Source organism: Bacillus sp. M13(2017) (assembly GCF_002218325.1).
In the GTDB taxonomy this organism is placed as follows: Bacteria; Bacillota; Bacilli; order Bacillales; family Bacillaceae_G; genus Bacillus_A; species Bacillus_A thuringiensis_K.
In genome coordinates, this window is the sequence record NZ_KZ268500.1 from 356,278 (window position 1) to 375,811 (window position 19,534).

Here is a 19,534-nt window from a genome sequence, read left to right on the forward strand (position 1 = left end):
GCGCGATAAATATATACATTTGATGAAGTTGTTTAGTAGCGATAGAGGCGCTGAATAACTTTATTTTTCATTTTTATTTACAGTTACTATAATCAGGAGAGGTGTTACACATGGGAAAAGATATAAGTAACCATTCAAAATGGTTTGTTTTCACATTATGTTTTATCGTTTTATTAGGACCGATGAATGCGGTTTTATTTAATGTTGCGTTAGAGGATATGGCTTATGATTTATCCATTAGTCAATCGAAAGTAAGTTGGGTTGTAGTAGGTTATTCCTTATTTGTCGGTGTTGGTTCGATAATATATGGGAAGCTTGCTGATCGTTATAGTGTAAAAAAACTATTGATTATTTCAATTATCATATTTGTAGCTGGGTCCATTATTGGATTTGTAAATCAATCTTATGCGATTGTCATTTTTGCAAGATTAGTGCAGGCGAGTGGGGGCGCGGCGTTTATTGCGCTTAGTATGATTGCGGTAGCAAAATTAGTCGCTCCTGCTAAGAAGCCTGGTGCTTTAGCGATGATTAGTTCTTCTATTGCATTAGCGGTTGGTATTGGTCCTTTAGTTGGTGGGGCTATTACAAATACACTAGGGTGGCCATATTTATTTTTATTTATGGTTATTTCAGTATTGGGGATTTTCTTGCTTATAAAATTTATGCCAGAAGAAGCGCGTCATACGGATGAAGCGTTTCATTTTGATTACATTGGAGCGGCGTTACTATTTGTATTTATTACGACTGTTTTGTTAGGTGTTAATATGAATAGTTGGCTATTTGTGTTATCGATAATTTCCTTATTTTTATTCACGGTTCGTATGAAGAAAGCGGAGCATCCATTTATCGATATTGAGTTATTTTCGAACAAAGCATTTCTTCGTTTAATAACAGTCGGATTTATAATTAATGTGGCGTTATGTGCTAGTTTATTATTATTGCCATTGCTGTTAGGAAGAGAGCATGGATTGTCTCCATTCGTTATCGGAATTGCATTGTTTGTTGCATCACTCTTTGGTATTGTATCTAGTTTTATTACCGGGAAGATTGTCCCTTCGTTTGGAAATGTGAACATGATTTATGTAGCGTCTGTCCTTATGATTGTTGGCTTTTTAATTTTAGGGCTTATTCCGAATGGGAACTTAATAGTTATTTTAGTAGCGATTATTTTAACGTTTATGAGTTATTCTGCCATTCAAGTATCATTGAACACATTTATACCGAAAACATTACATGTAGCTAAAGTTGGAGTCGGTCTTGGTTTATACAATTTAATTAACTTCTTCGGTATGGCATTTGGACCAGCTGTAGCGAGCAAAATTATGGAATCCACAAATAGTTATCGTTTTAATTTTATGTTAATCGTCATTTTAATTGCTGCTCATTTCTTCTTATTAATGGGAATGTCTTCTTTTCAAAAAAAGATGGAGCAATGAATATGCACTTTATATAGAAGAAACCGACTTTCTTATAGAAGGTCGGTTATTTTTCTATCTTGCAAATTACGAAAAAAAGGAGCAAAATAAAAAAGGTCCTAGTCTATACATGGGCAAATGAAAATTTTCATACAGAAGCATTTGAAGTGAGCGAACTTAAAGTGTGTAAAATATAATGATAAACATAAAAGATGATGAATGAGAAAACGGGTGATGAAGTTGAATAGAGCAATCGGTGTTATCGATTCAGGAGTTGGCGGTTTAACAGTAGCGAAGGAATTAATTCGTCAGTTGCCGAAAGAGCGTATCATATATTTAGGAGATACAGCACGTTGTCCTTATGGTCCACGTTCTCGAGAAGAAGTACGTCAATTTACGTGGGAAATGACGGAGCATTTACTAGATTTAAATATTAAAATGTTAGTTATTGCGTGTAATACAGCAACTGCAGTTGTATTAGAAGAGATGCAAAAACAATTACCAATTCCAGTAGTAGGAGTTATTCACCCAGGATCACGTACAGCTTTAAAAGTGACAAACACGTATCACGTTGGGATTATTGGAACGATTGGAACGGTGAAAAGTGGTGCATACGAAGAGGCGTTAAAGTCTATTAATAACCGTGTTATGGTAGAAAGTTTAGCTTGTCCACCTTTCGTTGAACTTGTAGAGAGTGGGAATTTCGAAAGTGAAATGGCGTATGAAGTTGTAAGAGAAACGCTGCAACCACTGAAAAGTACCGATATTGATACACTTATATTAGGGTGTACACATTATCCGATTTTAGGACCTGTTATTAAAAAAGTAATGGGAGATAAAGTGCAACTAATTAGTTCTGGTGATGAAACAGCACGTGAAGTAAGTACAATCTTATATCATAGTAAAATGTTGAATGAAGGAGAAGAACAAAGCGATCATCTCTTCTTAACAACAGGAAAAATAGACTTGTTTAAAGAAATTGCATCAAAATGGTTCGGTCAACCGATTGAAAATGTGAAGCATATTCATTTAGAAAAAGAATAATAGTAGAATTCATATAAGTGAGCTCCTGAGAAATCAGGAGTTTTTTGTTTATCCCGCTATTTTCCGCGCAGTAAGACCTCCACCTCAAAATTCAGTGGAAGAAAAGAAGTTATGTGGGGATGAACAAAACCCCCATTGATTAAAGTTTCACTATATAAGAGGCACGGTTTGTTCTAAAATGTGAAACAGCTCGTATACATAATAGTACAAACTTAGATTTTAGGGGGGAATGGCATGCCTAAATCCACTTTTAAATGGGTTGTTGGTGCTACTGTGAGCGCTGTTTTACTAACAGGGTGTGGCTTTATAAATCAGGAGAAAGCAACTGAACAAATTGATCCGCCAAAACAAGTTACGTATACAGAGGGTGGGAAGAAAGAAGTAGCTAAAAAAGATAAGCAAGGGCAAATGGTAAATAGAGAACTATACCTTGTTGATAAAAATGGTTATGTTGTACCACAAACGTTAGCTATACCTACTCCGAAAGCAAATGAGACTGTGAAGCAAACGTTAGAATACCTTGTGAAAGATGGACCGGTAACAAATTTATTACCGAATGGATTTCGTGCAGTCATTCCGGCGAATACAACGATGACCTTAGATTTGAAAAAGGACGGGACGGCAGTTATTGATTTCTCTAAAGAAATGAAAAATTATGCGAAAGAAGAAGAGCGTCAAATCGTTGAATCTATAGCGTGGACGTTGACGCAATTTACAGAGATAAAACAAGTGCAGTTCCAAATAAATGGTGAGAAATTGGCGAAGATGCCTGTTGGGGGTACACCGCTTGGTGAAGGAGTGAGCCGTGCAAATGGTATTAACTTCGATGATGAACAAGTAGCAGATGTAACGAATACAAAACCAGTCACATTGTATTTCATGGCGCAAAATAATAATAAACAGCAATACTACGTACCAGTCACACGTCGCGTTGCGGAAGGTAAAGAAAATGACTATGCAGCAATTATAGATGAGCTTGTAAAAGGTCCGATTCATCAATCGCTCCTGAATGATTTTAATCCAGGCGTTAAGCTTATTACGAATCCGAAATTACAAGACGGAAATCTTACATTAAACTTTAATGAAAATATATTTGTAAACCCAGATAAAAATATGATTTCAAATTACGTACTGAAGTCGTTAGTTTTATCTTTAACAGAAAAGAAAGGTGTGAAAAATATTTCTATTGAAGTGAATGGAAAAGCAAATCTTATAGATGAAAAGGGTGGAAAGTTAATAAAACCTGTAGATCGTCCAGAAAACGTGAATACAGGTAGTTTTTAATCTTGAATAATTTGATATACTTGTAAGAAAGGAGAATTGCTTTTTGGGTTCTCCTTCTTTTATTGTATACATATCATATATTTAAATTTGGCTATACTAACGAGTAGTAATTAAGAGGAGGTTATTTTTATGCGAGTAGATGGTAGAGAGAAAACAGAATTACGCCATATACATATTCATACGAATTATTTAAAACATCCAGAGGGATCTGTATTAATTGAAGTTGGGGATACAAAGGTGATTTGCTCAGCAACAATTGAAGAGCGTGTCCCGCCGTTTATGCGTGGAGAAGGAAAAGGATGGGTAACAGCTGAATACGCGATGATTCCGCGTGCAACAGAACAACGTACGATTAGGGAGTCAAGTAAAGGGAAAGTAACAGGACGTACAATGGAAATCCAGCGTTTAATTGGACGAGCATTACGTGCGGTAGTTGACTTAGAAGCACTTGGTGAAAGAACGGTTTGGATTGATTGTGATGTTATTCAAGCGGATGGTGGAACGAGAACTGCTTCTATTACAGGTGCATATGTAGCAATGGTATTAGCGTTTGAAAAGCTATTACAAGCAGAAAAAGTATCTAAAATTCCAGTAAAAGATTATTTAGCAGCAACGTCAGTAGGAATTGTTGAAGAACAAGGTGTTGTTTTAGATTTAAACTATGCAGAAGATTCTAAAGCAGACGTTGATATGAACGTGATTATGACTGGAAAAGGTCAGTTTGTTGAAGTGCAAGGAACTGGAGAAGAAGCGACGTTTAGCAGAGCACAGTTAAATGAATTACTTGATGCTGCGGAACAGGGCATTTTCCAACTGATTGATATGCAAAAAGAAGCGTTAGGCGACATCGTATCTCATATAGAGTAGAGGTGGAAAGTATGAAACAAGTTGTTGTAGCGACAAAAAATATGGGTAAAGTACGTGAATTTGCTGAGTTATTTGAGCGATTTGATTTAGAAGTAAAATCATTACACGATTTTCCTCATATTGATGAAGTTGAAGAAACTGGTGAAACATTTGAAGAAAATGCAATTTTAAAAGCGGATAGTTTGAGCAAACAGCTGAATGCAATCGTAATTGCGGATGATTCAGGTCTTATTGTAGATGCTTTAAACGGAAAACCAGGCGTGTATTCAGCTCGTTTTGCTGGTGAACCAAAAAATGATCAAGCAAATATCGATAAAGTGTTACAAGAATTAAATGGCATTGAATTTGAAAAGCGTAAAGCTCGTTTCTATTGTGCATTAGCAGTTGCTTTCCCTGAAGGTGATAAAAAGCCTGTCGTTGTAAATGGGACATGTGAAGGATTTATTTTAGAACAACGCCGCGGAGAAAATGGTTTTGGATACGATCCGATCTTTTATGTGGAAGAATACAAAAAGGCAATGGCGGAATTAAGTTCAGATGAGAAAAATGCTATTAGCCACCGTGGTCGTGCTCTTCGTAAGTTAGAAGAAAAAATCCCAGAATGGTTTTTAGAAGAATAAGGGAGAGAGAGCGATGAAAGCTTTAATCGTAAGCGATAGTCATAGCTCTGTGAAGGAATTACAGCAGTTGAAAGAGAAATATGAAGGGAAAGTAGATATCATGATTCATTGCGGTGATTCAGAGCTAACACCTGCTCATGAAGAACTGCAAGGTTTCCATGTTGTAAAAGGAAACTGTGATTATGCTAACTTTCAAGATGAAATTGTAACTGATGTAAATGGAATTCGCTTCTTAGTTGTGCATGGACATCGCCATAATGTGAAAATGACATTACAAATGCTAGCGTACCATGCTGAAGAAGTAGGAGCGCAAGTTGCATGCTTCGGACATTCTCACGTATTAGGTGCGGAATTAATCGACGGCGTTTTATTTATTAATCCAGGCAGTATTTTATTACCACGTCAGCGTGTAGAAAAGACATTTGCTTTATTAGAAATGGATGAAAATCAAATGGAAGTTCGTTTTGAAACATTAGACGGACAACTAGTTGAACAAGCAGTTTTTAAAAGAGGATAAGAAAATTTATCCTCTTTTAAAAAAGGTGTTGACTTTATGTATGGTTATACATATAATAAATATTGTCGATAGGGCAATGGCGCTAACGAAGAAAAGAAAATAACGTATGCGGGTGTAGTTTAGTGGTAAAACAAGAGCCTTCCAAGCTCTGGTCGAGAGTTCGATTCTCTTCACCCGCTCCATGTCCCAGTAGCTCAGCCGGATAGAGCATACGCCTTCTAAGCGTACGGTCGGGAGTTCGAATCTCTCCTGGGACGCTAAAAAAACCTTGTTGGGGAAGCGTTGAATCCCCGTCTAATAAGTCTTTTAATTCGAAAGTTGAAACGTACAGTGTACGGTCAATATCGAGTTAGGAGGCTTATTTTTTTATGTCTAAAAGACGTGATTCTTTAACGATTAGCGAAGACTTAACGAATATTTTTGACCGGAAGCCGGAAAGGAAACATCTGAAGGGGCTATCTATTGAGAAGGCTCTGTCTACAGTGATACGTCAAATGAGAGCAACGGGATTGCGTGTCCGTACTATTAGTGACTATGAGTTGCATGTTGGTCATTTTATGAGTGTGACGGGTGCTAGGTTTCTCCAGGAGTTGACCGTTGAGCATATTTATTTGTGGCTTTCATCCATGAATGTTAGTAATCAAACTAAATTAACTCGTTTGAAGTGCCTCAAGGCGTTTCTTGGACGTTGTTTCGATAACGGTTGGATTGAGTTCAACTTTTGGAAGGGTGTCAAAATAAAGGTTGATAGCCCTGTTAAAGAGGGGGCAACGGATAGGGAGATTAATCTTCTGCTTTCTATTTTAGATTTAACTCGCTTCATAGAATTGAGGGATGCTACATCTGTATTGCTTATGTATCAGACAGGAATACGAGTTGGGACGCTGTCTCAATTGGAGCATAAACATGTGAACTTAGAAAATAAAGTGCTACGTATTGACGGTGGAATTATTAAGAATCATGAATCTATACATTTACCTTTTGATGATATTCTTGCTAGAGTCTTAGGCGCTCTTATGAAGCAAAATGACATTATTAGGAAAGAGTGTAATGTAAAGAATGATTATTTATTCATTACGAAAAATGGAGGGCGGATCGCTACGAGTCCGACAAATAACAATATAACTAAAAGACTGAGTAAGCATTCTAAGGATTACGGTCTGAAGAATATAAATCCTCATGCTTTACGGAGAGGCTTTGCGAAGAATTTACTCGGGAAAGGAGCAAATATAGCTCTAATCTCTAAGGCTCTTGGACATAGTGATTTAGCTGTTACAACAAGATATTTGCATTTAGATAAGGAAGAAGTAGCGGAGAGTCTGAGAAACTTCCTGTAAATAAAATAAGAGCATCTTGGCGGATGCTCCTTGTGGGGTAGACTGTTGGCGCAGTCCGTGACCCAAAATAATCGACTCAAAACTAAATAACGGATAATCCCGTACATTCAGTACCTTCATTCTATCGAAAAAATCTAAGGAGTGCAAGGTCTCTTAAGTATTGCCTTTTTTAGCTACTGAGTTAAGGGATTTCCGCACGAGGAATGACCTAACACTCGCAAAACTTGAACAGGTTAGCTAAGCCGATGTCAGAAAGTTAAGCGTACGCCCCCTAAAGTGTTTCCTTGTTTACACTAGGTGTAGTCTAGGTGCGAACGACCATTAAAGGTTCGGTGGCTGCTTGGTGTCCTACGGGACAGGTGGCAACGGATAGATATAAGCTCATAGGACAAGCTTTGTGAGTAGAAAGTCCGTTGAGGGGGAAATCCCTGTGTTTAAACAAGGTGATACAATACGGATACTTCAACAACTCATCCTAGCTCAGTATTAAGACATCTACTTTATGTCGTATTAACCTTTGTTTTTGCGATGTAAGGTAGATATTTTCTGTCCAAGCCGTTTCTTAATCAATCTAAGCCATGCTCAGTAAAGGGAAGACCTAAAGTCAACTATTGAGGTAAAAGAAAGTGGAAAAGTTCTCAAAAAGTGAACATAAACTGGGTAAGAGAGAACGACTACTTTAAGTAAACTTTTCTTGTAACTTGACCTAAAGTCAAGGTATAATGTTGCTATAAGGATACAAAATGTATCAAAAGTAAGTATGAAATGATAAAAAATGTATCAGGTAGATCCCGGAGGTGGAGGAATTAAGATCCTCTTTAGGAAACAAAAGTTCACTTTTTGAGAACATCAGGGATTATTTTTTTTAGATTAGGGTTAACTTTAAGTAAACTTTTGTAGAGGAAAGTTATTTTTTTAACTTCTAGGTTGCCCTGAGGCTAACTTTGTCCTGAATGTTGTCAAAATGACGACTTTTTATGCCTTGTGAGTAAACTATAGGTTTACTTGAGGGTAACTTTGTCTTGAAAGTTGTTAAAGTGAAAACTTTTGATGCTTTGTGAGTAAAAGTATTACCTGAGTAATATTCCTTGTTAAAAGTGGAATACTATGTAAAGAAAAAAGCCTCTCAGTGCGCCAACACTGAAAAGCTTTCAATAAAATATTACTTTTTGTCTTTACTCAGATTGATTACGCTAATGACAACAACGAGTAAAGAACAAACCGCAGTAACGGTAGGTGCATCCATATGTACTCACCACCTTTAGACTCATCGTACTCCAATACGGTGAGTTTTTCATTTCTATTATACATGACATCTTGTACATAAAACAAAAGTATTTTTCTATACAAGTTTATTTTCTTTATTTTAAACAATGATAGAGATGCGCCAAAGGAGAACACAAATGCTTTTACTCTGATAGTTGTCCGAATCTCTTAAAAATTACTCGATTTAAACAGTTAAATATCACTTGAAAGTATAACCTCCAAAGTAAGTGTAACTCATTGAAGTTAAATACCTTTAAATTGTAAAGTTTTGAAGCATATCACCTTTAAAGTATAAATCGCTAATCAGAACATTGTATGAAAATGTAACTCTTGGTATGATATCAAGACCTTAAGGAACTGAGGTAAATTTAACCAAGAGAGAAGGCTGATCAGATGAATAATGAAGTAAGAAGTTCATACCGAGAGGGACAAGAAAGACAAGTACACTTTGAAGTAGATGAAGCCAAGTATCAGGAGTTTAAGAGATTAGCTGAAGAGTTAGGCATGGATTACAGGAATAAGGAAGCTAAAGCGAAGCAACTTGATGGATTAAGCAGGAAGAAGGCTATTAAGCGCCAACAAGAAGCTAACTATGACACAAGACATTGGAGCATTCAACTAGCAAGCGGGCACCAACAACTTGAACATGTTCCCTTAGAAGTTAAAGGGCTAGTATTGGCGCTTAGTAGTTTACTGAAGCCTAAATCTAAAGGGAAGTTAACAGGTAGAGGTTTGAAGGGATTATCCTTAAATGAAATAGCTGATAAGTTAAACCGTCCAATAAATACATTGCGACCTCTTCTAAAACAAGCTGAATTATATGGACTGATCCATAGTGTAAAAGTTGGGAAAGAGAACAATTACTTCATAGAGATGGAATACTATCAATGTGGAAAATCCAAAGAAGCTGAAGACTTCATAAAAGTATTTCAAATTAAGATGCTGGCAATTGTACAAGATAAGAAGCTGAACTTTACAGACTTGGGTATCTTATCCGTATTGCTTAATCATATGCATTATGAAAGTCATATCATTTGTGAAGAACCTACAAGCCCTCTCTACAGTGAAATGAAAGTTTGGCGACCTCAGAACATTGCAGACAAGTTACTATTAAATATACAAGCGGTTAGACGTACACTCCGCAAGTTTAACAATGAGGGTATCACAGTTGAAATGAAAGCTTACGGGATTAAAACTATCATACTGAATCCAGAAAGTTTCTCGCGTAGCAAACTTAAGATTGATATGGACAAACTAAAAGAGGTCGCCAATCGAGAGAAAGGCAACCTCACAAGAAAGAACTATTTTAAGTGAAGATCCGAAAAAGTCTCGCCTTACTCCTCCTACAGATTGGGCGGGGCTTTTTGTTTCTATAATTATTCTAACATGTTCATATTTTGCTTTCAATCTCAAAAACGTTCATATTTCGCACTACGTTCAACATATACGTTCATATTTCGCACTATGTTAAAATAAGTTTAATCCCTTGGGAGAGTAGGACTGAATCCACTTTTTAGCCATTTAATCCTTATTAGTTATTATCTTTTGGGTTTTAAAACCTTATCCGTTTTCATTATCTAGTAAGGTCCTCTTTTCCACATTAGAGGTCTATTCCTAAAGTATATGAGGGAACTGCCTGAGAGGTGGTTCCTTTTTAGATTTTAAAAGCCATGTACAAAATGTACAATAACCTATATAAAGCTCTAAAGCTAATCCTTTTGTAAGAAGGACAATAGCCGTACTAGTAAGATTAACTTTAACAGATTGAAACCCTGTGACATTCGCAAGCTCATTATCACCGTCAATCTTATATAGTTTAAGTATGAACGGTGGTGAGAGCGTCAGCGAACACGTGCGGAGCACAATGCTACAAGATAAGTCACGCATGTACCTCATGCAAGATATACTCAATAGCTACATCCTCTCAAGTTATAGCTTATTAGATCAACCTCAACGGTATTAATCTCTGTAGAAAATGGAAGCAATCAAGTTCGTTGCTTTTGAAAGTATATAAATGTAAAAAATTTACTTCAGGGTGCGAAAAACTGAAAAGAACTTCTCTGAAGTGAAGTCTCTAGTGAGTACCAGCGTATAAAACAAATATATCTATACTTTATAGATAAAAGCCCTTCTGTGGCTAAAATAATCACCGTTCAAGAAATTCAAATACCCTCAAGGGTAATCTATAGAGTGATTCCTACGTGAAGTCACTACCTACAAAGGTAACTGCATAGAATTGATAACTTTTATGCGGAAAACCTTATAAATACGGAATTTTATAAGAATAAATATTCATCTAAATACATCATTCTCGCCAGATTGAAACCCTAGTGATTTATTCACTTCATGAAATCACCTCAATGAATTTCTAAAGATGCCTGTTGAAGCCTTGCCGCTAACGGACGTACTAAACGATTACATCTTTAGAGGGTATTCTCAATATTATCCATCTAGTTAACATAATAAATCTTATAACCAGCACTTTATAATAGTTAATTATTTATAGTAAGTTATCATCTTAGTAGTTAACCCCCTACAGCTATACTCCATCAGAAGTGGGGCTAGTAAGGGGTAATCTTATCAGATGGAGAGCCTACCTAGTAAGCAGTGAATCTCCTCAGATTGAAATGCTTATCTGTATATCCACCTAGTTAATGTACCTATAAGGGTAAGCTATGTAGCTAAGCATACATGGTTACTATGTGTGATGTTGATACCACACAGCATATTGGAAGCGGACTTGAGAGAGAGTGCAAAAGGGCCGATAAACACAGAGGTAATACAGCAAGAGCTACAACAACAGAGAGCGGCACAGGAGAGTACACAGAGCCGTCATCACTGAGGATGTAACAGAGGATACAAAGAAGAGGAGGCAACAGAGGGAACAACAACAAAGGAACTGATGAGCGATCAGGAAAAAGAAAAAAGAGCTACAACAACAGAGAAGAAGCGAAAGCAAGTCGAATATAGAGGAGAACTTACAAGCTTATAATTCTCTTGTGATTTAATCTTTGACGAATGGCTCGGGGGAAAATCCAACAAGGGCTAGAGGGGAGGGGGCGCTCAAAGAAAAGCGGCGGGGCTGGTTGGGAACCGATTCCTATTATATGTCTAATTACTTCAGAGTGAGAGCTCCGGAGATTTTCTCTAATAAGTTTAGGAAAAAAACTTGACGGATTACTATATTTGATTGTATATTTAAATGTTAATGAGTTGACAAAATAGGCTAATTCATGCTATACTCTTATTAAGAGATTGAGTTTAGGTTCCGCCTTCTTAGATGCAATCTCCGTAGAACTCCTTTCTTTACACTTCAGAAATGCCCTCTTCTCTCTATTAAATCTACTTTTAAAATGTTGCTTTCAATTGCAACGCATTCAAGTTCTTTCCTTTCTCCTTTTTTGTGACAAGCAAACTCCCTCTTAAGCTTGGAAAACTTGGAGGGTTTGCTTGGTTACCCAGTTCAAGCCGCAACTTTTCTCTTTAAAGACACAAGAATCTCGAGTCGACTCTTAAGAGAGTCAATAAAAAATAATACGGAAAGTTTAGATTCCGAAGCTTCCTTATTACGATTGGTATTATACTCATTGTCCGAACTTAAGAGAATCACTTAAGAGCGGACTCGAGATTTTTTTTCACCTATTGAGTCAAAATCTTGACAGATAAATACACCCTAAACAGACATACCCTTGAAAGGATGATTTATATTTGAAAATTGATATTACCTTACCAGATACAGACATTCGAGCCCGAGATCACTTACGTTACATAGTATTCGCGAATAAGTTTCACAACATTTCCATTGTAGATCTTTGCCATAAAGCAAATTTACATTTTAAGCAATTCCAAAGGGCAATTTGCGGTGAATCAAGCTACAGAAATCAAAGCTATGTTGGGCAACGATTAGTAGATGCCTTGCCCTGGGATGTCACCGAAGAGATGATCCAAGAGAGTTTATCTCTAATGGATGCGATTGCTGAGAAGCTTAAGAAATTTGACTCCAAAGTAAATAAGGACGGTGAGTCCCGTGAATAATCAAGGCGAGAAGACTCCTAAAACAACTCCTAAAACGAAAAACTCCCAAAAAGTAAAAGATATCTCCAATAGTAGAACCTTGCGAGACTGGAGAGAGTTAGATACCTCAATTACATTATCACCCTCAAGCTATGATAACGATTTACAATTCCACATGAGTATTCCTATAGAGTTATCAGCATCTCTCAATCTAAAGCAACAAGATTTCCTTCACAACTTAATCGAAACGAAAATGACTATTTCCAGGGCGGCTGAAATGACTGGAATTTCCGAAAGCTACGGGAGAAAAATTACCCAGATGCCCAATGCAAGAGCTTATCTTTCAGCATTGCGCAACCAAAGATCTGCGATTGAGATAATGAGCCATAATGAGCTTCTAGCTGAATTGTCAGCAATCGGAAGAGGAAATTCCACTGACGACTTTGTAAATGCCAAGACTGACAAGGTCACAGAAGTTAGGACTCCGTCAAATGTAAGGGTTCAAGCTATGCAGATTTTAGCTAAGTGGCATAAGGTCTTATTTGATGGTCCCACGAATCAAAACTTACATTTCAGTGATCAGACTATTGTAGTAGACATAGAAGATTTAGATGAGGACTTTCAAGATCCGGAACTTAAGGATGTGACTCCAGAGCCTAACGTTATCGACATTAAAGAATAAAACTTTAAAGCATCAATCACTAAAGAATACCAAAGAAAAGGATGATACATATGAAGAACTCAATTAACTTAGAAGCTTTCCTAAATAGCCCGGTAGGAAGAAAACTTCAAAATGAAGCTGAAAAGCATATTTCTAAACTTAAAGAAGAACGTGACAAGAAGAAGGAGACTCTTAAGGCTAAGGAGTTCATATACGGCGAGTTGACTACAGGAGCTTCTCATCTTCGAAATGTACAACTCTATCGCGAGATAGAGGGAATTCCTTCTGTCGTAGAAACAAACTCTTGGGGACAGGTCGATAAAATCACTCCGCTGAAAAATTACGGAGATGTTCCTCCAACTCTTGCTGAGGACATTAAAAAGGCTAATCCGCTGGTATACAGACGCTTACGTTCCAACGACTTAAAGGATATCCCGAAATCTGACGCCTTCTATGAGACTGAAATCTACTCGGAGAATTGTCCTGTTGAGATTTTTGACGCCTATATTCAAAGACCTAGCAATGATCCAGGGAGTCCAAGATACTCTAGAGATTGGCTCGATCATTATAATAGCCCTAAGGATTTTGAAAACGGCGAAAGCAAGCAACTCAAACAACTTACAGAGCTCTATTCTACAGAGAACCTACGTGTAATTGCTCAAGACATCAGAGCTCTTCAAACTGAGATTGAGAACATCGAGAAGGAGATATACTGATGACGCCCCTCAACGATAAAACTATGAATGACTCACTCCACGAGGTAAAAACCTCGGAGGGTTTTACCTTCATAGTCTCCACTTATGAGCTCCTAAATTTATCCCCATGGATTCAACCCTCTGAGCATTCCTTCGATGACCTAATCTTCTACGGTAAACTTATTTTGGCTGATAGGAAATCTCTAAAGCGACAACTCAAAAGAAAATACAAGCCTATTCGAGTTCTCAATGAGTCTGATCGTTTTGTGTGGTTTATCTCAGAAGATCTCTTCCGCTCGCCAGTAGCTTTCTCTCTAGAAGATAGAAACTCGAAGTTTGAAATCTCGGAGGAAGATAGGGATATCTTGAAAGGTCTAATGACGGATAAACTTGCAAGGCAGTTACTTTCGTAGCTGTCTTTTTTTGTTTGGAATCATAGAAGAGGAAAGAAATCTTTAAAATAATTTCCGGAATTGCATTGACCTAATTTCCGAAATCGTATAAAGTATTACTTGTAAGAGGGAAACAGACAAATACCTTTATCGAACTGAGGTGATTTCATGAATGAGACTACTCAAAAGTTTTACGAGCGAATCCAAGAAGAGTTGAACTTGAAAGATATTAAGGAAGCTCAAAAAGTTTACAGATTCTACAGTGCTCTTAAAGGGATGACTAAGATAATAAGTGAGGAAGAGTTACAGAAGCTATTCAAGATGGCTCTTAATGGAGAAGCTTTGATCTCAGAAGATAGGAGGTTTAAAGGGTAAAACCTTTTTATCTCTTAAGTAATTTCGGAAATTATAAACTAAATAAAAAGCTCAGTGAGTACCAGTCACCGAGCTGAAAGGAGCGTACAGGATGACATTAAAACCATTTTGGAAAGCTTTTCTTGGCGGATCAACTCTCCTAGTCATGATGTACACACTTGTATTTCTATACTCGTATCTTATCACGAGGTAAGTTAGACGGTCAAAGAACTCAATCATTAAAAGGCAACTAAGCCGTAAAAAACTTAATGGAGGAATTTAAAATGAAATTAGTAGGAAACGATACTTTTAACGGAATGAAAAAGCTTAATGAGATGAACAATCAAGAGAAACTTTATATGACATTACTTAATTCGATAGATAACTTGAAGGACGAAATCTATAACTTTGAAGCTGCATACAACGAATTAGCTTTTGTTTCAGGGGATGACATTGAAGAAGATGAGCTTCAAATGGAGATTATTACGAGTAGGTTATCGGATTTCTATAGGGACTTGGAACAGTGTAAGGATCAATTGATTAAAACTGCAAAAGGCTTTACTCTGAAGGAAATTCAGTACTTACATGCGAACTATAAGAGCTATCAAAGTTAATGTCTGTTTAGAGTTACTTAGAAGTAACACATAATCTTGATGAGGGGGAGGAGCGACAAGTCGTCACTCCTCTTTTTCACTAGAGTCCTCAGCCTCTTCTTCCTTATCTTTTATTGCGTTTTCTCTGATTATACTTATGAGCACCTTCACAAAGGTCTCACAATCTAGAGTCCCTACAGTCTCTACAATCATCTTCTCACTCCTTTTTATCCCTTAGGTCTTCAGCCTTTATGATTTCTTTATACTTATTTAAGTCTATTTCACCGTTACGTATCTTCCTACGAACTATCTCCACAAATTTCTCTGCAAAGAGTTTGCAATTAAGTTCTCCTATCTCGGTAACTATCATGCCGTTACTACGATATGTTCTACGGGGCTTTTCCAATCTAATAACCTCCTTTTAGTTTATACAGAAAATTATAACATTCTGAAGAATTAGTTAATTTGAGAAAGTTTTGCCTTGACGGTAGCCTATATAATAAGGTAAGATTTTCTCAAAAGGTCACTTGACCGAAAACTGGAAAGTTTCAATTTCTGAAATGTATAGGCTATTATGATGCAAGTTTTATAGATTGGTTCGGGAGTTCGAATCTCTCCTGGGACGCTAAAAAAACCTTGTTATCAAAAGATAACAAGGTTTTTTGTTTGTCTAAAATTTGATGTTTGGGTTATAGGTGTAGTTCATTCTTGATATTTGCGACCTTTCCTTTGATATTAAGCAGTTGCATATGTACTTCTTTTTCTTAAATAAAAAGAGCGCCATTTATGCGCCCTATTCCTCTTATTTAATTTAAAGAATCAATAGGTTTATGATGGAACTCAAATCCATATCCAGATTCTCTTAATTGTTTACTTACAATATTATAAAACTCTTTACCATTCTAGTACGATTGAGCAGCAGTTATCGGAACTTATTCCCGGTAGTGTGTTACAATTAATAGAAGCGGAAAACGAGAATCTCCAATTGACTGGACCTGTGATTGGTTAGATGGTTTAAGAAGGTCGTATAAAAAAGGGAGATGGCGCAAAGATGGCGAGATCAAATGAGAATGATTTAACGGAGAAATTGGCGGAAGGTCACCGGAAATATGGTGATGGCAATTTTACAGTACAGAACATCGGTGATGAAACTAACCCGAATTGGACTGTCGTAAAAAATGTGAGGAAGGGATCGGCAGGCATTCGCGAAGGAGAAGATATATTAAGACTGCGATCAAAATATATAAAATAGTACGGAAATGGGCGGAGCGGGAGTTCGAATCTCTCCTGGGACGCTAAGAAAACCTTGTTATCTTTTTGATAACAAGGTTTTTTGTTTGTTTTAAATTAGTTGTTAATAAACTTGTCAAAGACAAAACCATAATCTTTCACATTATATTGTTTCTTCGTATCAACAAGCCAGTTAAAGGCGATCTCGTTCATCTCTTTAAATTGCTCTGCTAAGTTTACTTGTGCGTTTGAAATACGGCTGAAAGCGTTAGATGCCATATCTAAACTTTTATGTGCATATTTTAATGTAATGTCGTTGTCGTATGAAATTTCTTCAATTTTAAGTAAAGCCTTATATAAATCTTTTAATTCTTCAATATGTTTTTTATGAACATCAATTGAGTAATGCTCATCTCCCATTTGAAACTTAATTTCTATATCTAAATCAATCGTTCCTGCAGTTTCAAGTGCTACGTTTTTAATTTGATATTTACTATAGCTATAGCGGCGCAGTGTGCGTTTTTTACTTGTTGCGCTTGTACCATCTAGGTGAAGTAATCCTTTGTTTGTGAAGCAATATTCATCTGATTTGGATTTAATTAGAAAATAAATTTTCTCTCCATCTTCGTGCATCACGTAATCATCAGCATCAACTTTATCGTAATCTTTCGGTGTAATGACAGAACCTACATCGCTTAACCCTAAAACATCAGCAGCTACTTTTTTGAACATATATAATCCCCCTTGTAAATTAAATTCTTAATTGTACAAAAATATATTAACATGATTTTAACAAAGAGTTTTCTTTTAATGAGAAAATATTGGGAGGTAAGTTAAGAAAAGGAACGAATATTATTATAAAATATGTAAAAAGGTGCTGAGAAAAAGTGTACCATCATACAAGAACAAAAGGAGATTTAGCTGTTTTAAAGGCACAAGTTGATTTGTATGAAAAAGGATACATGATTTTAATGCCGCAAACAGAGCATTCGCCGTTTGATCTTGTAGTATATAAAGACGTGAGATTTAAAAGGGTACAAGTGAAATATAGAGAATTGAATGCAAGAGGGATACTAGAAGTTAGATTCCGATCTAGTTATTCTACGACAAGCGGAGTCACTACAAAAGAAGTGAATAAAGAAGAGATAGATGTGTATTGTGTATACTGTCCTCAAACAGATCTTTGTTATTATTTCAATCCAAAATTATTTAGTAAATCTATTAGTTTAAGAGTGGATTCTCCGAAAAATAACCAAGAGAAAAAAGTTAATTTTGCAAGTGATTATAGAGAAACTCCGTGAAAGCACCTCAAGCGATATGAGGTGTTTTTCAATCCTCTTTTGAAATCTTACAATTCTGTAAGGTAACTGTAAGGTAGTTCGATGGTAACAAATTGCTAATCCTCTATAATGAAGATAACAACGATAAAACGAGGAGGAAGAAATGATGAAAGGATTAGTTGTAACGGGCTTGACGGTTGCTTTTGGATTTGTAGCGTATGAGAAATTAACGTATGTAGTTGATGTTGTGAAACATTTGATTGCTTAGAGAAAACAGCCATGAGAGGGAAAGGGAATGAGTGAATGAATGGAATGGTTATTTGGAATTATAGGTACTTGTAGTGTAGTGTTATTGTTCTTTGTCCCAAGTGGTATACTTAGTTCGACAACAAGTTTGTTCTTCTTAAGTTTGTTTGCTTGTACGATGCTTATTATTATGTTTTTAATGAAGCGAAGTAAACCAATCTTCTATTTTAGCATGATTGTTATGGCAATTATTGTTCTCCAAATTATTACCCTTGTAATATACCCCACAATTATAAAAGCTTTCCATTAATGATAAATCCTCTGCGTTTGTTGCTGGGGATTTTTATTTGTACAATTTTAATTTTTAGTAGAGATTTATTTGTATTGGAATGTAAAAATTAAATATTTTTATATTTCAAACAAATAGTTTTGGGATGTTGTGTTCTCATTACGCATTTGATATATTTACTTTGAACATAATTAAAATCAAGAAAAAGAGGCGGACGTATGGATAAAAAAGAAAATACGGTCGTATTGTTTCCACAACTATCAGAGCGCTATATTGATGAAGGTTTTTTAGCGCTGAAAGAGCGGAAATTCGAAGATGCATTGCGCTGCTTTGAAATATTACGTCAGTATAATGCGGAAACGGAACAAACGGAATTAGCTTCAGTTATTTGTTTACTCGAATTAAAACGTATGGAAGAAGCGAAAGACAAATGTGAACAGTTGCTTAAAACAGGAGTTGTCTTATTTGGTGATATTCTTGAAACGTACGTGACTATTTTAGTTCAAACAAATGATTATGAAGGTGTTATTGAAACTGTTGAAAAGGTTTTACAAACGAAAGATATAATGCCTGATCAAAAGGAAAAATTAGCGCAGCTTGCTTTATTTGCAGAAGGTATGCTAAATGAAGGAGACGCATCGCTAGTGGATTCGAATTTTGAATTGGATGAGTTTACTAATGAAATTTTTGGAGAAAACTTTGGACAGAAGCTAAGAGCGATTCAGCGACTTTCTTTAAAAGACTTAGATCTTGCATTACCTGTTTTAAAGAAATTTTTAATAGACGAAGAGCAACACCCCTATTTGAAAACTTCTATTTTGTATAAAATGATAGAAAGTCAGGTAGAAGAGGAAATAGAGGTAGAAAAGTTTGGGAATACGATTAAGGTAATTCCAGTATTTACAGGTCATAATGAGGAGCAATCCAATAACATTATACATAAATTATCAAGTCGATTAGAGCAAAATTATCCCGATATATTTGAAGCGATGGTTACATATTGGAAAGAATTGCAAATTAGCGTTTTCCCATTCGCTCTATTAATGGATAAAGAGGAGATTTGGTCAGCTGTTTTAGAGAGAATTGGAAGAAAGCGTTTCGGATTGGCTATTGATGAAGAAGAGCTTATGGCAGCATACAATATCGAATTGGAAGAGTTTCATATTGCCTATCAATGGTTATTACGTGTTGAAAGAGAAGGATATTTGCCCGTATAATTATGAAAAAGAATCGTTCAGTTCTTGAAACGAGCATATTCTATGTTATAATGTAAGGGTTGCAAAAGGCAGAAAACTGCCTGTTTGTAAGAGAAGAGAAGTGTAATTCTCTTACTTAATATGTTTCATATTATTCTCGAACAAAATATACCGTAGTTGTCTTCTGGGCAATTAGTAGATTGGAACATTATATCTGAAAGCTTTTGCTAGAGG

General features: G+C 36.2%; 19 protein-coding genes, 2 tRNA genes and 1 pseudogene. 19 read left to right on the forward strand and 3 right to left on the reverse strand.

The features are described from left to right. The first annotated feature begins 110 nt into the window (after positions 1-110). The 15 genes from CGQ22_RS02115 to CGQ22_RS02200 all read left to right on the forward strand — a co-directional run bounded on the left by CGQ22_RS02115 (position 111) and on the right by CGQ22_RS02200 (position 15,080). Complete coding sequence (locus tag CGQ22_RS02115) at positions 111-1,436, forward strand: MFS transporter (RefSeq protein WP_000513869.1); 1,326 nt, start codon at positions 111-113, stop codon at positions 1,434-1,436. A 213-nt stretch (positions 1,437-1,649) separates the two neighbouring features. Further along, positions 1,650-2,459 (forward strand): glutamate racemase, encoded by an 810-nt coding sequence (gene racE, locus CGQ22_RS02120; protein ID WP_000774004.1) that lies wholly within the window; start codon positions 1,650-1,652, stop codon positions 2,457-2,459. Between the two features lie 234 nt (positions 2,460-2,693). Further along, a complete protein-coding gene (gene gerM / locus CGQ22_RS02125) occupies positions 2,694-3,743 on the forward strand; it encodes a spore germination protein GerM (RefSeq protein WP_001126746.1) in 1,050 nt (349 codons plus the stop codon). Between the two features lie 129 nt (positions 3,744-3,872). Beyond that, a complete protein-coding gene (gene rph / locus CGQ22_RS02130; RefSeq protein ID WP_001261765.1) occupies positions 3,873-4,610 on the forward strand; it encodes a ribonuclease PH in 738 nt (245 codons plus the stop codon). Positions 4,611-4,621: 11 nt separating this feature from the next. Beyond that, complete coding sequence (locus tag CGQ22_RS02135) at positions 4,622-5,230, forward strand: XTP/dITP diphosphatase (protein ID WP_139032793.1); 609 nt, start codon at positions 4,622-4,624, stop codon at positions 5,228-5,230. 13 nt (positions 5,231-5,243) lie between these two features. Next, entirely contained in the window at positions 5,244-5,747 is a 504-nt protein-coding gene (locus CGQ22_RS02140) for a metallophosphoesterase (RefSeq protein WP_089148245.1), read from the forward strand. A gap of 108 nt (positions 5,748-5,855) precedes the next feature. Then, positions 5,856-5,929: transfer RNA gene (locus tag CGQ22_RS02150), tRNA-Gly, on the forward strand. A 1-nt stretch (position 5,930) separates the two neighbouring features. Continuing rightward, positions 5,931-6,004, forward strand: a tRNA-Arg gene (locus CGQ22_RS02155). A gap of 111 nt (positions 6,005-6,115) precedes the next feature. Beyond that, positions 6,116-7,084 carry a tyrosine-type recombinase/integrase gene (locus CGQ22_RS02160; RefSeq protein WP_089148246.1) on the forward strand — a complete coding sequence of 323 codons (969 nt, stop codon included), beginning with the start codon at positions 6,116-6,118 and terminating at the stop codon, positions 7,082-7,084. A 1,659-nt stretch (positions 7,085-8,743) separates the two neighbouring features. Continuing rightward, complete coding sequence (locus CGQ22_RS02165) at positions 8,744-9,664, forward strand: hypothetical protein (RefSeq protein WP_089148247.1); 921 nt, start codon at positions 8,744-8,746, stop codon at positions 9,662-9,664. Between the two features lie 2,394 nt (positions 9,665-12,058). Then, positions 12,059-12,385 (forward strand): hypothetical protein, encoded by a 327-nt coding sequence (locus CGQ22_RS02175; protein WP_089148249.1) that lies wholly within the window; start codon positions 12,059-12,061, stop codon positions 12,383-12,385. Beyond that, positions 12,378-13,046 carry a terminase small subunit gene (locus CGQ22_RS02180; RefSeq protein WP_089148250.1) on the forward strand — a complete coding sequence of 223 codons (669 nt, stop codon included), beginning with the start codon at positions 12,378-12,380 and terminating at the stop codon, positions 13,044-13,046. Before CGQ22_RS02175 ends, CGQ22_RS02180 begins: the two co-directional genes overlap by 8 nt. Positions 13,047-13,096: 50 nt before the next feature. After that, positions 13,097-13,741: a hypothetical protein gene (locus CGQ22_RS02185; RefSeq protein WP_089148251.1), complete on the forward strand. Its 645-nt coding sequence runs from the start codon at positions 13,097-13,099 to the stop codon at positions 13,739-13,741. 539 nt (positions 13,742-14,280) lie between these two features. Next, complete coding sequence (locus CGQ22_RS02195) at positions 14,281-14,487, forward strand: hypothetical protein (RefSeq protein WP_089148253.1); 207 nt, start codon at positions 14,281-14,283, stop codon at positions 14,485-14,487. Positions 14,488-14,750: 263 nt separating this feature from the next. Further along, positions 14,751-15,080 carry a hypothetical protein gene (locus tag CGQ22_RS02200; RefSeq protein ID WP_089148254.1) on the forward strand — a complete coding sequence of 110 codons (330 nt, stop codon included), beginning with the start codon at positions 14,751-14,753 and terminating at the stop codon, positions 15,078-15,080. A gap of 63 nt (positions 15,081-15,143) precedes the next feature. On the opposite strand, the gene CGQ22_RS32315 is transcribed toward CGQ22_RS02200, so the two are convergent. Then, a complete protein-coding gene (locus tag CGQ22_RS32315) occupies positions 15,144-15,272 on the reverse strand; it encodes a hypothetical protein (RefSeq protein WP_254922570.1) in 129 nt (42 codons plus the stop codon). Positions 15,273-15,865: 593 nt separating this feature from the next. Continuing rightward, positions 15,866-15,958: pseudogene (locus tag CGQ22_RS32855) on the reverse strand (DUF6572 domain-containing protein); the annotation flags it as partial. A gap of 152 nt (positions 15,959-16,110) precedes the next feature. On the opposite strand from CGQ22_RS32855, the gene CGQ22_RS02210 reads away from it, so the two are divergent. Further along, entirely contained in the window at positions 16,111-16,311 is a 201-nt protein-coding gene (locus CGQ22_RS02210; RefSeq protein ID WP_000124460.1) for a hypothetical protein, read from the forward strand. Between the two features lie 95 nt (positions 16,312-16,406). Here CGQ22_RS02210 and CGQ22_RS02215 read toward each other — a convergent pair whose 3' ends face one another. After that, positions 16,407-17,021: a PH domain-containing protein gene (locus CGQ22_RS02215; RefSeq protein WP_000475212.1), complete on the reverse strand. Its 615-nt coding sequence runs from the start codon at positions 17,019-17,021 to the stop codon at positions 16,407-16,409. 155 nt (positions 17,022-17,176) lie between these two features. Here CGQ22_RS02215 and CGQ22_RS02220 point away from each other — a divergent pair, with 155 nt between their 5' ends. From CGQ22_RS02220 to CGQ22_RS02230, 3 genes are all read left to right on the forward strand, one after another. Continuing rightward, a complete protein-coding gene (locus tag CGQ22_RS02220) occupies positions 17,177-17,590 on the forward strand; it encodes a group I intron-associated PD-(D/E)XK endonuclease (protein ID WP_000274745.1) in 414 nt (137 codons plus the stop codon). A gap of 286 nt (positions 17,591-17,876) precedes the next feature. Then, positions 17,877-18,125, forward strand: coding sequence for a hypothetical protein (locus CGQ22_RS02225; RefSeq protein ID WP_001983650.1), 249 nt, complete (start codon positions 17,877-17,879; stop codon positions 18,123-18,125). Between the two features lie 197 nt (positions 18,126-18,322). Continuing rightward, complete coding sequence (locus CGQ22_RS02230) at positions 18,323-19,321, forward strand: hypothetical protein (RefSeq protein ID WP_089148256.1); 999 nt, start codon at positions 18,323-18,325, stop codon at positions 19,319-19,321. Positions 19,322-19,534 lie beyond the last annotated feature (213 nt).

Excerpts from the sequence above, each read along its gene's own strand:
- CGQ22_RS02230 (WP_089148256.1), top strand. The coding sequence starts at position 18,323 with ATGGATAAAAAAGAAAATACGGTCGTATTGTTTCCACAACTATCAGAG.
- CGQ22_RS02215 (WP_000475212.1), bottom strand. The coding sequence starts at position 17,021 with ATGTTCAAAAAAGTAGCTGCTGATGTTTTAGGGTTAAGCGATGTAGGT.
- CGQ22_RS02225 (WP_001983650.1), top strand. The coding sequence starts at position 17,877 with ATGGAATGGTTATTTGGAATTATAGGTACTTGTAGTGTAGTGTTATTG.
- CGQ22_RS02140 (WP_089148245.1), top strand. The coding sequence starts at position 5,244 with ATGAAAGCTTTAATCGTAAGCGATAGTCATAGCTCTGTGAAGGAATTA.
- CGQ22_RS02210 (WP_000124460.1), top strand. The coding sequence starts at position 16,111 with ATGGCGAGATCAAATGAGAATGATTTAACGGAGAAATTGGCGGAAGGT.
- CGQ22_RS32315 (WP_254922570.1), bottom strand. The coding sequence starts at position 15,272 with ATGATTGTAGAGACTGTAGGGACTCTAGATTGTGAGACCTTTGTGAAG.
- CGQ22_RS02185 (WP_089148251.1), top strand. The coding sequence starts at position 13,097 with ATGAAGAACTCAATTAACTTAGAAGCTTTCCTAAATAGCCCGGTAGGA.
- racE (WP_000774004.1), top strand. The coding sequence starts at position 1,650 with ATGAAGTTGAATAGAGCAATCGGTGTTATCGATTCAGGAGTTGGCGGT.
- CGQ22_RS02135 (WP_139032793.1), top strand. The coding sequence starts at position 4,622 with ATGAAACAAGTTGTTGTAGCGACAAAAAATATGGGTAAAGTACGTGAA.
- gerM (WP_001126746.1), top strand. The coding sequence starts at position 2,694 with ATGCCTAAATCCACTTTTAAATGGGTTGTTGGTGCTACTGTGAGCGCT.
- CGQ22_RS02195 (WP_089148253.1), top strand. The coding sequence starts at position 14,281 with ATGAATGAGACTACTCAAAAGTTTTACGAGCGAATCCAAGAAGAGTTG.
- CGQ22_RS02115 (WP_000513869.1), top strand. The coding sequence starts at position 111 with ATGGGAAAAGATATAAGTAACCATTCAAAATGGTTTGTTTTCACATTA.
- rph (WP_001261765.1), top strand. The coding sequence starts at position 3,873 with ATGCGAGTAGATGGTAGAGAGAAAACAGAATTACGCCATATACATATT.
- CGQ22_RS02160 (WP_089148246.1), top strand. The coding sequence starts at position 6,116 with ATGTCTAAAAGACGTGATTCTTTAACGATTAGCGAAGACTTAACGAAT.
- CGQ22_RS02200 (WP_089148254.1), top strand. The coding sequence starts at position 14,751 with ATGAAATTAGTAGGAAACGATACTTTTAACGGAATGAAAAAGCTTAAT.
- CGQ22_RS02165 (WP_089148247.1), top strand. The coding sequence starts at position 8,744 with ATGAATAATGAAGTAAGAAGTTCATACCGAGAGGGACAAGAAAGACAA.